Source organism: Massiliimalia timonensis, from assembly GCF_900186585.1.
Lineage (GTDB): Bacteria > Bacillota > Clostridia > Oscillospirales > Ruminococcaceae > Massiliimalia > Massiliimalia timonensis.
The window spans coordinates 614,897-627,058 of record NZ_FYDD01000004.1 but is presented as its reverse complement, the minus strand read 5'-3'; the positions used below and the strand labels follow the sequence as shown (position 1 = coordinate 627,058).

Annotated in this window: 10 protein-coding genes; 1 reads left to right on the top strand and 9 read right to left on the bottom strand. The window is 50.7% G+C overall.

Annotation, left to right across the window (positions count from 1 at the left end):
* Positions 1 to 10: 10 nt before the first annotated feature.
* Positions 11 to 1,141: an anaerobic sulfatase maturase gene (locus tag CIB36_RS10770; RefSeq protein WP_093989548.1), complete on the top strand. Its 1,131-nt coding sequence runs from the start codon at positions 11 to 13 to the stop codon at positions 1,139 to 1,141.
* A 78-nt stretch (positions 1,142 to 1,219) separates the two neighbouring features.
* Here the strand turns inward: CIB36_RS10770 and argF are convergent, their stop codons facing one another.
* The 9 genes from argF to rnr form a co-directional block, all read right to left on the bottom strand.
* The gene (gene argF / locus CIB36_RS10765; protein WP_093989547.1) at positions 1,220 to 2,134 is read right to left on the bottom strand and encodes an ornithine carbamoyltransferase; all 915 of its coding nucleotides are present in this window, start codon (positions 2,132 to 2,134) and stop codon (positions 1,220 to 1,222) included.
* Positions 2,131 to 3,321 carry an aspartate aminotransferase family protein gene (locus tag CIB36_RS10760; protein WP_093990013.1) on the bottom strand — a complete coding sequence of 397 codons (1,191 nt, stop codon included), beginning with the start codon at positions 3,319 to 3,321 and terminating at the stop codon, positions 2,131 to 2,133. Before CIB36_RS10760 ends, argF begins: the two co-directional genes overlap by 4 nt.
* 32 nt (positions 3,322 to 3,353) lie before the next feature.
* Positions 3,354 to 4,229: an acetylglutamate kinase gene (gene argB, locus CIB36_RS10755; protein WP_093989546.1), complete on the bottom strand. Its 876-nt coding sequence runs from the start codon at positions 4,227 to 4,229 to the stop codon at positions 3,354 to 3,356.
* A 32-nt stretch (positions 4,230 to 4,261) separates the two neighbouring features.
* The gene (argJ, locus tag CIB36_RS10750; RefSeq protein ID WP_203226449.1) at positions 4,262 to 5,503 is read right to left on the bottom strand and encodes a bifunctional glutamate N-acetyltransferase/amino-acid acetyltransferase ArgJ; all 1,242 of its coding nucleotides are present in this window, start codon (positions 5,501 to 5,503) and stop codon (positions 4,262 to 4,264) included.
* A gap of 39 nt (positions 5,504 to 5,542) precedes the next feature.
* The gene (argC, locus tag CIB36_RS10745; RefSeq protein WP_093989545.1) at positions 5,543 to 6,586 is read right to left on the bottom strand and encodes an N-acetyl-gamma-glutamyl-phosphate reductase; all 1,044 of its coding nucleotides are present in this window, start codon (positions 6,584 to 6,586) and stop codon (positions 5,543 to 5,545) included.
* Between the two features lie 17 nt (positions 6,587 to 6,603).
* Positions 6,604 to 7,980 carry an argininosuccinate lyase gene (gene argH / locus CIB36_RS10740; protein ID WP_093989544.1) on the bottom strand — a complete coding sequence of 459 codons (1,377 nt, stop codon included), beginning with the start codon at positions 7,978 to 7,980 and terminating at the stop codon, positions 6,604 to 6,606.
* Positions 7,981 to 8,074: 94 nt separating this feature from the next.
* Complete coding sequence (locus tag CIB36_RS10735) at positions 8,075 to 9,295, bottom strand: argininosuccinate synthase (RefSeq protein ID WP_093989543.1); 1,221 nt, start codon at positions 9,293 to 9,295, stop codon at positions 8,075 to 8,077.
* A 247-nt stretch (positions 9,296 to 9,542) separates the two neighbouring features.
* On the bottom strand, positions 9,543 to 9,986 hold the full coding sequence (locus tag CIB36_RS10730) for a GNAT family N-acetyltransferase (RefSeq protein WP_093989542.1): 444 nt from the start codon (positions 9,984 to 9,986) through the stop codon (positions 9,543 to 9,545).
* A 3-nt stretch (positions 9,987 to 9,989) separates the two neighbouring features.
* A complete protein-coding gene (gene rnr, locus CIB36_RS10725; RefSeq protein WP_093989541.1) occupies positions 9,990 to 12,104 on the bottom strand; it encodes a ribonuclease R in 2,115 nt (704 codons plus the stop codon).
* Positions 12,105 to 12,162 lie beyond the last annotated feature (58 nt).

The following is a 12,162-nucleotide window of genomic DNA, read 5'->3' as shown; positions in this document are numbered from 1 at the left end:
GAGTTAATTTATGCCGCCGATTTGTGTGATGCTGAAACCGGCCTCCGGTTCATGCGACCTGCGCTGTCAGTATTGTTTTTATCATGATATTACCGAAAACCGTCTCTGTCCGAATTATGGAATGATGAGCGAAGCTACTTTGGAAGCAGTCATCCAGAAAACCCTTGCTTACGCAGAGGGCAGCTGTTCTTTCATTTATCAGGGCGGCGAGCCTACCCTTGCAGGGCTTGAATTTTACCGAAAATCCCTTGCGCTGCAAAAAAAATATGCGCCGGTGGGACTACGGATTGAAAATTCCATCCAAACCAACGGTTACCGCATCGACAAGGAATGGGCGAAGTTTTTTGCAGACAATCAATTTTTAGTGGGCATTTCCTTAGACGGAACCCGCAAAACCCACGATGCATACCGCCGCTCTCCCTCCGGGGAAGGAACCTTTTTCAGGATCATGGAAACAATCGACCTGCTGAACCGCTACCAAGTGGAATACAATATCCTAACGGTGGTCCATCGACAGACAGCGGCTCGGATCAAAGAAATTTACACCTTCTATAAAAAGCATCAGTTCCGTTATCTCCAGTTTATCCCCTGTCTGGATCCCATCGGCGAAACAGGCGGACAATATGAGTATTCCCTTACCCCGGAGCAATACGGGACCTTTTTAAAAGACCTTTTTAAGCTTTGGTATGAAGACCTGCAAAAAGGCCAGCAGCCCTATATCCGCCAGTTTGAAAACTATATCGGGATCTTTTTAGGGTACATGCCGGCTGCCTGCGAACAGCGCGGGATCTGCGGAAAACAATATGTGGTCGAAGCGGATGGGGAGGTTTACCCCTGCGATTTCTATATGCTGGACGAGTATCAGCTTGGCAATCTGAATGAAGTGGATTACCCCCAAATCGACAAAACGCGCAGGGAGCTTCAATTTGTAGAGAGATCCATGCCAGTGTCCAAGCAATGCCGGGACTGCCGGTTTTATAAGCTCTGCCGCTGTGGCTGTAACCGGATGCGGATCCCCCACCCGAACGGTGGCAGTATCAATTATTTTTGCGAGGCTTACCAAGCCTTTTTCTCAGAATATGAGGACACCCTCCGGCAGATCGCGGATACCATTGCCGCTCATCAGCAAAACCGGACATAACCGCTGGAAAGCAGTTGCCTTGATTTTGTTTTATCGTTTGATAAAAAAGCACCTCGGACAAAAGTCCGAGGTGCTTTTTTATTTCCGTTCCATCAGTTTTACCAGCACAGCTTTCTGTGCATGGAGCCGGTTTTCCGCTTCATCAAAAATTTCATTAGCGTGCGCTTCCAGCACCTCTTCGGTGATCTCTTCCCCGCGGTGCGCCGGCAGGCAGTGCAGTACCATTGCGTCTTTCTTTGCAGCAGCCATGACGTTGCTGTTGATCTGATAAACGCCCTCGAACACCTCGCGCCGTTCCTGCGCTTCTTGCTCCTGCCCCATAGAAGCCCATACGTCGGTAATCACAACATCGGCATCCCGGGCGGCTTCCAACACATCGCCGGTCAGTACAAAACGGTCGCCGTATCCCGCGGCAAATTCCAGCACAGCCGGATCCGGGTGATATCCTTCCGGGCAGGCCGCGCTGACTTTCATCCCAACCTTTAAACCCCCAACGATCAGGGAATTAGCCATATTGTTCCCATCTCCAAGATAGCACATTTTCAGGTTATCAAAGCTGCCTTTGTATTCCCGGATCGTCAAAAGGTCAGCCAAAATCTGGCATGGATGACAAAAATCGGTCAGCCCATTGATGATCGGGATCGAACCGTATTTTGCCAGATCCTCTACTTCTTTTTGCTCAAAGGTCCGGATCATGATACCGTCCAAATAGCGGGACAGCACCCGTGCGGTATCCTGCACCGGTTCCCCGCGCCCGATCTGCAGATCATTGGAACTTAAAAACAGAGCGTAACCGCCAAGCTGGTACATTCCCGTTTCAAAAGACACACGGGTACGGGTCGAGGCTTTCTGGAAGATCATCCCCAGAGTCTTCCCCTTTAAACGGTGATGTTCGATCCCATGCTTCTGTTCATATTTTAACTGGTCAGCCAGATTGAGCAGGCTGAAAATCTCTTCTGTGCTCAAATCCAGCATCTTCAACAAATGCTTCATCCCAAAATATCCCCCTCATTTGCCAGCAGGACTTCCCGTAAAATTTTAAGTCCCCGGCTTAATTCTTCATCGGTAATATTTAACGGAGGCAGTAAACGGATCTTTTCCTTGGCGGTCAGCACCAGCAGGCCGTGCTCCAGACAATCCTGCGCCACTTCCTTTGCCTTGCGGCTGTGAAGCTGGATTCCAACCATCATCCCCAGCCCGCTCAGGCCCTCGACCTCGCGGATCCCCATCATCGCCTCTTTGATAACGCGCGATTTGCGGCGCACTTCTTCTAAAAACGCATCGTTCGCGATCCGGTTCATGCACACGTTCGCCCCCGCACAAGAAACGGGGTTTCCCCCAAAGGTAGAGCCATGATCGCCGGGACCCAGAACATTGCAGGTCTTCTCATTGCAGAGAACCGCCCCGATCGGCAGGCCGCCGCCCAGCCCTTTTGCCAAGGTCGTAATATCCGGGCGGACACCAAACTGCTCGCTGGCCAAAAAGGTCCCGGTGCGCCCAACCCCAGTCTGCACTTCATCGGCAATGGTCAGGATGTCTCTTTTTTGGCAGTATGTATAAAGCCCCTCTACAAAGGACTCTTCCAGCGGGATCACACCGCCTTCCCCCTGCACGAATTCAAACATGACCGCGCATACACTGTCATCGATTTTAGAAACAACGTCGACCAGATCATTGGCTTTTGCAAATACGAACCCTTCCGTAAATGGGAAGAAGTAGTTGTGGAACACATCCTGCCCGGTCGCGGAAAGAGTGGTCACAGTACGGCCGTGGAACGAGTTTATCAGACAAACGATCTTATTTCGGCCCTCTCCGTATTTATCAAAGCTGTACTTTCTTGCAACTTTGATCGCGCCCTCATTTGCTTCTGCGCCGGAATTTGCAAAGAATACCTTTTCATAACCCGTTGCTTCGCACAGGCGGTCTGCCAATTCCACACACGGAGCCGTGTAATAGAGATTGCTCATGTGCTGAAGATTCCCCGCCTGACGGGAGATCACCTCGACCCATTCATCATCTGCAAATCCAAGAGAATTGACGCCGATCCCAGAGGTAAAGTCAATATAAGACTTTCCCGTTTCATCCCAGCAGGTCGCGCTTTTGCCGCTTACCATCGCCACATCAAAGCGGGCGTACGTTCCAACGATCTGCTTTTTGTCATGTTCTTTAATCGCGCTCATCATTTTATTCTCCATTCCTTTTTATGGTTATTTTAAGCTGTAAACAGCGTTCCAATCCCCTCATCAGAAAATAACTCGATCATGATAGAATGCGGGATCCTGCCGTCAATGATCAGCGACTTCTGCACGCCCCGGCGGATAGATTCCACGCAGCACTCGATTTTTGGGATCATCCCGCCTGAAATGACCCCCTGGCGGATCAACTGCGGGACCTCGCTGACGGCCACGGCTGGGATCAAGGTATCCTCATCATCCTTATCCCGTAAAAGCCCACGGATGTCAGTCATCAAAATCAGGTTTTCCGCATGCAGCGCAGCGGCGATCTTCGCGGCTGCCGTATCGGCGTTGATGTTGTAAACATCGCCCTTTTCGTCTGCCGCCACCGTAGAGATGACCGGGATGTATCCGCTGTCCAGCGCATCCAAAATCGGTTTGGTGTTCACATCGGTAATGTGTCCCACAAAGCCCAAATCCTGGCTGGTCTTTTTTTCACAACGGATCATATCCCCGTCGATCCCACAAAGGCCGATCGCATTGCCGCCATGCTGGGTCAGCAGGGAAACTAGACCCTTGTTCACCTTTCCGGCTAAAACCATCTGGACGATCTCTGCGGTTTCCTTATCCGTATACCGCAGGCCGTTGACAAATTTGGATTCCTTGCCCACGCGCGCCAGCATCTCGTTAATTTCCGGTCCGCCGCCATGCACCAGCACCACCTTGACCCCAATCAAGGAAAGCATGACCACGTCGGTCATCACCGCATCTTTTAATTCCTGACTGGTCATGGCGTTGCCGCCGTACTTCACCACAACGATTTTCTGATAATATTTTTGAATATACGGCAAAGCACTTACCAAAACCTGCGCTTTCACCGCATTGGAAATCTTTTCGATCTTCTCTGTTTCCATCGTTTCTTCCTCCAAAAATCAAACTCATGGAGTTAGGTACGATAGTCCCCATTAATTTTAACATAATTATAGGTCAAATCGCAACCCCATGCAACAGCTTTTCCGTTTCCGTCGCCCAAATTTACAATAATTTTGATCTCTTCCTCTTTTAAGATCTCTGCGGCCTTCTCTTCGCTAAAAGCTACCCCAGCCCCGTTTTTGCAAACCTGCAGGCTCCCAGCCTCTGAAGAAAGAATCACTTCCACCTTGTGGATATCAAGATCAGCCTTGCTATAGCCGATCGCGCAGAGAATACGGCCCCAGTTGGCATCCTCGCCAAACATCGCGCATTTGAACAGATTGGAAGTGATGACGCTCTTCGCGATAATTTTTGCGTTTTGGGTATCCACAGCGCCGGTCACAACGCATTCCAAAAGCTTTGTGGCTCCCTCGCCGTCCCCTGCGATCATCCGGGACAGGTTCATCAGCACAGCAAACAAGGCTTCCCGAAACAGTTCATATTCTTCGCTTTCCACCGAATCGATCAATGGGTTGCCCGCCATACCGTTGGCCATGATAGAGGCCATGTCATTCGTAGAGGTATCCCCGTCTACTGAAACCATATTAAATGTGTCATTGACTACCGTTGACAAAGCTTTTTGCAGTACCTCGTGGTCGATCGCTGCATCCGTCGTCATAAAGCAGAGCATCGTCGCCATGTTTGGATGGATCATGCCGCTGCCCTTTGCCATGCCGGCAATGGTGCAGGTTTTCCCTGCCAATTCAAAACGGACCGCCACTTCCTTTTCGCAGGTGTCGGTAGTCAAAATCGCGTTTGCAGCGTCATGTCCGCCCTCATAAGAAAGCGCTTTTGCCAGTTCTTCTGCGTGGGAAACGATCGGCTCCAGCTCCAGCACCTGCCCGATCACCCCGGTAGAGGCCACGATCACGTCCTCCTCCGGCAGGTTCAGCGCCTTGCCGGCAATCTCACACATTGCCGCGGCCTTTGCCTCCCCGTCTGCGTTACAGGTATTCGCATTCCCGCTGTTGACGATCACAGCCTGCGCTTTCCCGTTTTTCAAATTCTGCTGGGTCACTAAAATCGGCGCGCCTTTTACCAAGTTTTGGGTATAAACTGCCGCCGCGTCGCAAAGCTGGTCGGAACAGATCATTGCCAAATCCTTTTTCGCCCTGTTTTTTCTGATCCCGCAGTGGACTCCCGCCGCCTTAAATCCTTTCGGTGCGCAGACCCCGCCGCTTACCAGCTCCAGTCCCTCATATTTTATCATTCTCATGGTTTTTCCTGCCTCTCCTTTGAGAAATTCCCTCATTCTTTAAAATGCCGGCGGAACCAGACAAAGCCCCGCGTCTTCTTCAAACCCGCACAGCAGGTTCATGTTCTGCACAGCCTGCCCGGCCGCCCCCTTTACCATATTGTCGATCGTGGACACCACGATCAGGCGGTTGGTTCTGGAGTCAAAATGCAGCGATATGTCGCAGTAATTGGAAAACTTCACATGCTTTAGGTTTGCCGTATCACCGTCCGGCAATACCCGCACAAACTTTTCGTTTTGGTAAGCGGATTCATATAATGCCCGCACCGTTTCCTTAGATGCGCCCTCCTTTAAGGTGACATACATCGTAGATACGATCCCCCGGTTTACCGGGAGCAGATGCGGCACAAAGGTCACCCGCACCGGTTCGCCGGAAAGCTCGGACAAAGTCTGCTCAATTTCCGGGGTGTGGCGGTGAACCGCTGTTTTATACGGAGAAAACGCCTCATTGCAGTCCGGGTAATGGGTGGTTTGGGAAAGCCCCCGCCCTGCCCCAGTTACACCTGATTTCGAGTCGATGACCAAGGTATTCAGATCCGCCAGCCCGCTTTTGGCAATCGGCGCCATCCCCAACGCGATGCTGGTAGGGTAACAGCCCGGATTTCCGATAATGGAAATATCCTTTCCAAGCCGCTCCCGGTGCAGTTCCGGGATACAGTAGCAGGAATGGGTATGAAGTTCTTTTTCTTTGTATTCCAGCCCATACCATTGCTGATAATCCGCTTCGTCTTTTAGGCGGAAATCCGCGCCCAAATCAATAAACTTTTTCCCCTGCCCGACCGCTTTTTTCGCAAGCGCTTCGCACAATCCATGCGGCAAAGAGGCAAAAATCACATCGCTCTGTGCGATCACAGTATCCTCGTTTGTCAGCGCCATATCGCAGATCTGATACAAGGAGGGATAAACCTCGCTTAGCTTTTTCCCCTCAAAGCTGACAGAGCTGATTGCCGCCAGCGTCACATTTGGGTGGTTTAACAAAATGCGTACCAGTTCTTCCCCCGCATATCCGGTCGCCCCTATGATCCCTACTTTTGTCTGAGCCATTTTCTCTCCTCGATTCTTTATTCTGATAACAGCTTTCTCGCTTCGGCTACCTGCTGTTTTACCATTTCCGGTGCCGGACCGCCCAACACATTTCTGCCCTTTACACAGGTATCCAAGCTGATCGCATGGAATACATCCTCTTCAAACAGGCCGCTCATTTCCCTGTATTCTTCCAAAGACAAGGTTTCCAGCGTTTTGTTGTGGTCAATGCAGTAAGCCACCAGCGTGCCAGTGATCTTATAAGCGTCACGGAACGCCATTCCTTTTTTCACCAGATAATCTGCGCAGTCAGTCGCGTTGATAAATCCTTTTGCCGCGGCGGCGCGCATGTTGTCCTTGAGCACCCGCATAGTTTTCAGCATGGGGAGCATGGTACTGACGCACAGCTTCGCCGTTTTGCAGGAATCAAAGATCGGTTCCTTATCCTCCTGCATATCCTTGTTATAAGCCAGCGGAAGCCCTTTCATCATGGTGAGCAGCGTTGTCAGGTTGCCGATGGTACGGGCTGTTTTTCCGCGTACCAGTTCGGTAATATCCGGGTTCTTTTTCTGCGGCATAATGCTGGACCCGGTAGAATAAGCGTCGTCCAGTTCAATAAATTTGAACTCCCAGGAGCACCACAAGATCACTTCCTCCGACAGGCGGGAAAGGTGCATCATCAGCGTAGCAATCGCACTTGCTAATTCAATGCAGAAATCCCGGTCCGAAACGCCGTCCAGACTGTTCTGGGTCGGCCCTGAAAATCCCAGCAGATCGCTGACCAGCTGGCGGTCGATCGGGTAAGTGGTGGAGGCCAGCGCCCCGCTGCCCAATGGCATGACGTTTAACCGCTTATAAGTATCCTCCAGACGGCCAATGTCACGCAGCAGCATCTGCACATAAGCCATCAAATGATGCCCGAATGTAATAGGCTGCGCACGCTGCAAGTGGGTGTATCCCGGCATCACAGTGTCCGCATGTTCTTCTGCCAGATCACACAAAGCCCCCGCCAATTCCCGGGTCAACGCTTCGATCTCTTTGGTTTCGTCTTTCAGGTACATCCGGATATCCAGCGCCACCTGGTCGTTCCGGCTGCGCGCAGTATGAAGCCGCTTTCCAGTATCACCAAGGCGCTTGGTCAGCTCCGCTTCCACAAACATGTGAATATCTTCGGCGGTCATATCAAATTCCAGCCGCCCTTCTTCCAAATCGGAAAGGATCCCCCGCAGGCCCTCTACGATTGCGTCTGCCTCGGCGGGGTCAATGATCCCCTGCGTTCCCAGCATGGTCGCATGCGCAATACTGCCCTCTATATCATGACGGTACATCACATGGTCAAAGGCGATAGAGCTGTTAAAATCATTTACCTTCTCATCAACCTCTTTTTTAAACCGTCCTGCCCACATTTTTGCCATCTGTTTTCTCCCTCTTCCTCCATGATAAACCAAGGGGCAATATCAAAAATTATTTGACATTGCCCTATCATGATCTGTTGTTTGATTGTTCCGGTTACTTCTGTTCCCGTTTCTGGTCCAGTAAAGCCTTCACTTTGATCGGCAGCCCAAACAGGTTGATGAATCCGGCAGAATCCGCCTGATTATAAACCTCATCTTCCCCAAAGGTTGCCACTTCTTCATCATACAGGGTGTACGGAGAGGTGACGCCGGCATTGATGATATTGCCTTTGTACAGCTTTAGCTTCACTTCACCGGTCACGGTTTCCTGTGTTTTATCAACGAACGCGCTCATCGCCTCCCGCAGAGGGGTGTACCACTGGCCGTTATAAACCAGATCAGCAAATTCCAGCGCCAGTTTTTGTTTGTAATGCTGGGTCATTTTATCCAGACAGATAGTTTCCAGCACTTCGTGCGCATGGTACAAAATAGTTCCGCCCGGGGTCTCATAAACGCCGCGGCTCTTCATCCCTACCAACCGGTTTTCCACGATATCCAGCAGGCCGATGCCGTTTTCGCCGCCCAGCTTGTTCAGGGTCTTGATCATGGTCACGCCGTCCATTTTCTCTCCGTCCAGCGCAACTGGGATCCCTTTTTCAAAGCTTAAGGTGATATAGGTCGGTTTGTCCGGAGCCTGTTCCGGCGCAACGCCCATTTCCAGAAAACCTTCTTTTGCATACTGCGGTTCGTTTGCCGGGTCTTCCAGATCCAGCCCTTCGTGGGACAGATGCCACAGGTTCATATCTTTGGAATAGTTGGTTTCACGGGTGATTTTGATCGGCACATCGTGCGCGATCGCATAGTCGATCTCTTCGTCACGGGATTTCAGTTCCCACGTCCGCCATGGAGCAATGATCGGCATTTCCGGAGCCAGCGCCTTGATGGTCAGTTCAAACCGAACCTGATCGTTCCCTTTTCCGGTACAGCCGTGGCAGATCGCATCCGCTCCCTCTTTTTTGGCGATCTCAACGATCCGTTTTGCAATCGGAGGTCTTGCAAAGGAGGTGCCCAGCAGGTAATTTTCATATTTTGCGCCGGCTTTTAAGGTCGGGAACACAAAATCGTTGACGAACTCGTCCTGAATATCCTCTATGTACAGCTTGGAAGCGCCTGTTTTCAACGCGCGTTCTTCCAAACCGTCAAGTTCTGCGTCCTGGCCGACGTTTCCAGCCACGCAGATCACTTCACAGCCGTAGTTTTCTTTCAGCCATGGGATAATGATCGACGTGTCCAGTCCGCCTGAGTATGCCAATACTACTTTATTGTACTTTGCCATTTTCAAATCCTCCGTATCTTTGATACAGGCTAAAGCCTGCCTTGCTTTTCATCATTTTAGTATTTTGCTGACAATGTATATTATACTCTTCTGCAAAGAAATTGCAAGCATTTTTTGCATAAATATTCATAAAATCTGTATTTTTATGAAATCAGTATAAAACACCCGTAAGAATTGCCCTTGTTTTTGACAAATCATCTGCGCTTTCATAGTATCAAAATGTATACTGTGAATTTTTATGCATCTTTTATACTCTATCCAGGATCATCTGTCCATAATCCAAGTCTGTATAACCCAGCGCGCGGTACAATTTAACCGCGCGGGTATTCTCTTTTGTCACTTCCAGTCGGTAACGCTTTGCGCGGCTGTCAAACTCACTGCGGATAAAAGAGAAGATTTCTTTTCCGATCCCGCAGGAGCGGAACGCCTCCTCCACATACGCTTCCTCTATCAACACGACCATGCCGCCCACCTCATTCGACCAAGTCAAAGATAAAAGCGCATAGCCGGCTACCTCCCCGTTGTATTCGGCGATCAGGCCCACCGCATAGGGCGAGCCTTTCATGATCTCCTCAAAGGTATTCTCAAAAAACACAGGATCCACCTCATGCAGCACGGCCGGCATCGTATAAAACTTTTTTGCCATTGCCAGAAAAGCCTCGCGGTCCTTCTGTTCAAAATAACGAACCATTGTCTATACTCCTTCCTCCACAAATACAAAATCGATATTCCCGCTGCTCACCTGAGCGGCAGTACACCTTACCCGGACCTTCTGCCCAATGCGGTAGCTTTCCCCTGTATACCGGTTGCGGTAAGACATCACTTCATCAAAATCATATTCCCCGTTGGGCAGATCTTCCACACGCACTAATCCCTCTACAGTATTAGGAAGCTCCACATAGATTCCATGTGAGGCAACGGAAGAAATGATCCCGTCAAATTCCTCGCCGATCCTGTCTTTCATATATTCGGCTTTATAAAAGTCCTCGCAGTCCCGCTCCAGCTTCATCGCGTTGATCTCGGTCTGGGTAGCCTGTTTAGATGCTTTTACCACATATTTGGCATAACGGCGGCGGATTTCTTCCACAGCTTCTCCTGCGATCAGGTCGGTCAGCACCCGGTGCACCATCAAATCCGGATAACGCCGGATAGGGGAGGTAAAATGCGCGTAATTTTCCAGCGCCAAGCCGTAATGCCCCAGCGGGCTTTCGCTGTATTTGGCCTTGGACATCGCCCGCAGCATCTGGATATTGACGATCGGCGCGATCTCTTTCCCCTTTACCTTTTCCAAGATCTCGGCCAACGCTTTCGGCTTTACATTCGGGGAAAGGCCGCGCGTCTGGAGACCTAAAATCCGCAGTGTCATATTCAGCTGCTCTAGTTTTTCCGGAGAAGGCGGCTCATGCACCCGGTATACAAACGGTACATCTTTCATCTTCCCAGCCGTTGCCGCCGCTTCGTTGGCGGTCAGCATAAAGTCCTCGATCAGTTCCTCGGCGATCCCAGTCTGCCGTGGCAAAATTTCGACCGCCTTCTGGTTTTCATCGACTAAGATCTTGCTTTCGCTGGTTTCTAGTGCCGGGGCGCCGCGGCGGCGTTTATTCCCGGACAAGATCTCGGCAAGCTCTTTCATCAAAAACAGCTTTTCCTTTACCTCGGCGTACTTTTCCTCTATCTGTGTGCCGGCCGTCCCCGCAAACAGGTCGTTGATCTCGCTGTAAACACCCTTTACCTTGGAACAGATGACCCCTTTGCGGAAATCAAAATCAATTAGCTGGCCCTCTAGGTCTAAGGTCAAAATAGCGGACAGGGTGAGCCGGTCCTCTCCCGGGTTGAGCGAACAGATCCCGTTTGAAAGCTCTTTGGGCAGCATGGGGATCACCTGGTTGGCATAATAAATGCTGGTACCGCGGTAAAAGGCCTCGGTATCGATCTCGCCCTTGTATTTGACATAGTGGGAAACGTCTGCAATATGCACGCCCAGCACATAGCAGTCCTCATACTTTTCCAAAGAAACCGCGTCGTCAAGATCCTTGGAATCCGCGCCGTCAATCGTAAAGACGATGTCGCCCCGAAAGTCGGTGCGGCCCTCCAAATCCCTGCTTTTCAATCCGCGCTTTTGCAGATATCTCGCCTTGTCGATCACCTCGTACGGGAATTCAATCGCTACGCCGGAAAGATCCAACGCGGCCAACGCGCAGGAATAAGCTGTTTCGGAATCACCGTATGACGCTACCACCGTTGCCTGATGCTCGCTGTGTCGTTTTCCGCGGCGGGTGATCCTCGCCATTACCTTGTCGCCTTCCGACGATCCGTTTAAGTCCTTTTCCCGCACAAAAATCGGCTGTTTGCCCATGGTATCGGGGCGCACGAACCAGTTCCCGTTTTCACAGGCCACATTGCCGGTAAATTCTCCCGGCCCATAAGCCGTGACCTGCACCACTTCCCCCTCCGGAGAAGTCCCCCTGCCTTTTATTTTTTTTAAGAGCACCTTATCCTGAGGCATTGCCCCCATCAAAAATTTGCCGGGAATAAAATATTCTGTTTCATCGGGCAAGGTCTTAGCAAAGCCAAACGTCTTGTTGACCCGGGTGATCTGGGCGGGTATCAGCTTTAAGGCTGACACCGCATAGATCCGATTTTTCCGTTCTATAATCTGCCCCTGCTCCGCCATTTCTGCCAAAACGGAGCGCAGGCGGTCCTTTTGTTTATTTTTAATTTTCAGCTTATGGCAAAGGTCTTTCCATGCCAGACCGGATTTTCCGGCCTTTGTGACCCATACGGTCACTTTACTGATCCACTCGTTCATTCCTTCACTTCCTTTTATTTCCTTTTCATCCGGGTAAAAAAACACCCTGCGTCATTAT

Coding starts and splice junctions, on each gene's coding strand:
- argF (WP_093989547.1), bottom strand. CDS start 2,134: ATGAAGCATTTGTTGAAGATGCTGGATTTGAGCACAGAAGAGATTTTC.
- CIB36_RS10730 (WP_093989542.1), bottom strand. CDS start 9,986: ATGGTTCGTTATTTTGAACAGAAGGACCGCGAGGCTTTTCTGGCAATG.
- rnr (WP_093989541.1), bottom strand. CDS start 12,104: ATGAACGAGTGGATCAGTAAAGTGACCGTATGGGTCACAAAGGCCGGA.
- argC (WP_093989545.1), bottom strand. CDS start 6,586: ATGGCTCAGACAAAAGTAGGGATCATAGGGGCGACCGGATATGCGGGG.
- argB (WP_093989546.1), bottom strand. CDS start 4,229: ATGGAAACAGAGAAGATCGAAAAGATTTCCAATGCGGTGAAAGCGCAG.
- argH (WP_093989544.1), bottom strand. CDS start 7,980: ATGGCAAAAATGTGGGCAGGACGGTTTAAAAAAGAGGTTGATGAGAAG.
- CIB36_RS10770 (WP_093989548.1), top strand. CDS start 11: ATGCCGCCGATTTGTGTGATGCTGAAACCGGCCTCCGGTTCATGCGAC.
- CIB36_RS10760 (WP_093990013.1), bottom strand. CDS start 3,321: ATGAGCGCGATTAAAGAACATGACAAAAAGCAGATCGTTGGAACGTAC.
- argJ (WP_203226449.1), bottom strand. CDS start 5,503: ATGAGAATGATAAAATATGAGGGACTGGAGCTGGTAAGCGGCGGGGTC.
- CIB36_RS10735 (WP_093989543.1), bottom strand. CDS start 9,295: ATGGCAAAGTACAATAAAGTAGTATTGGCATACTCAGGCGGACTGGAC.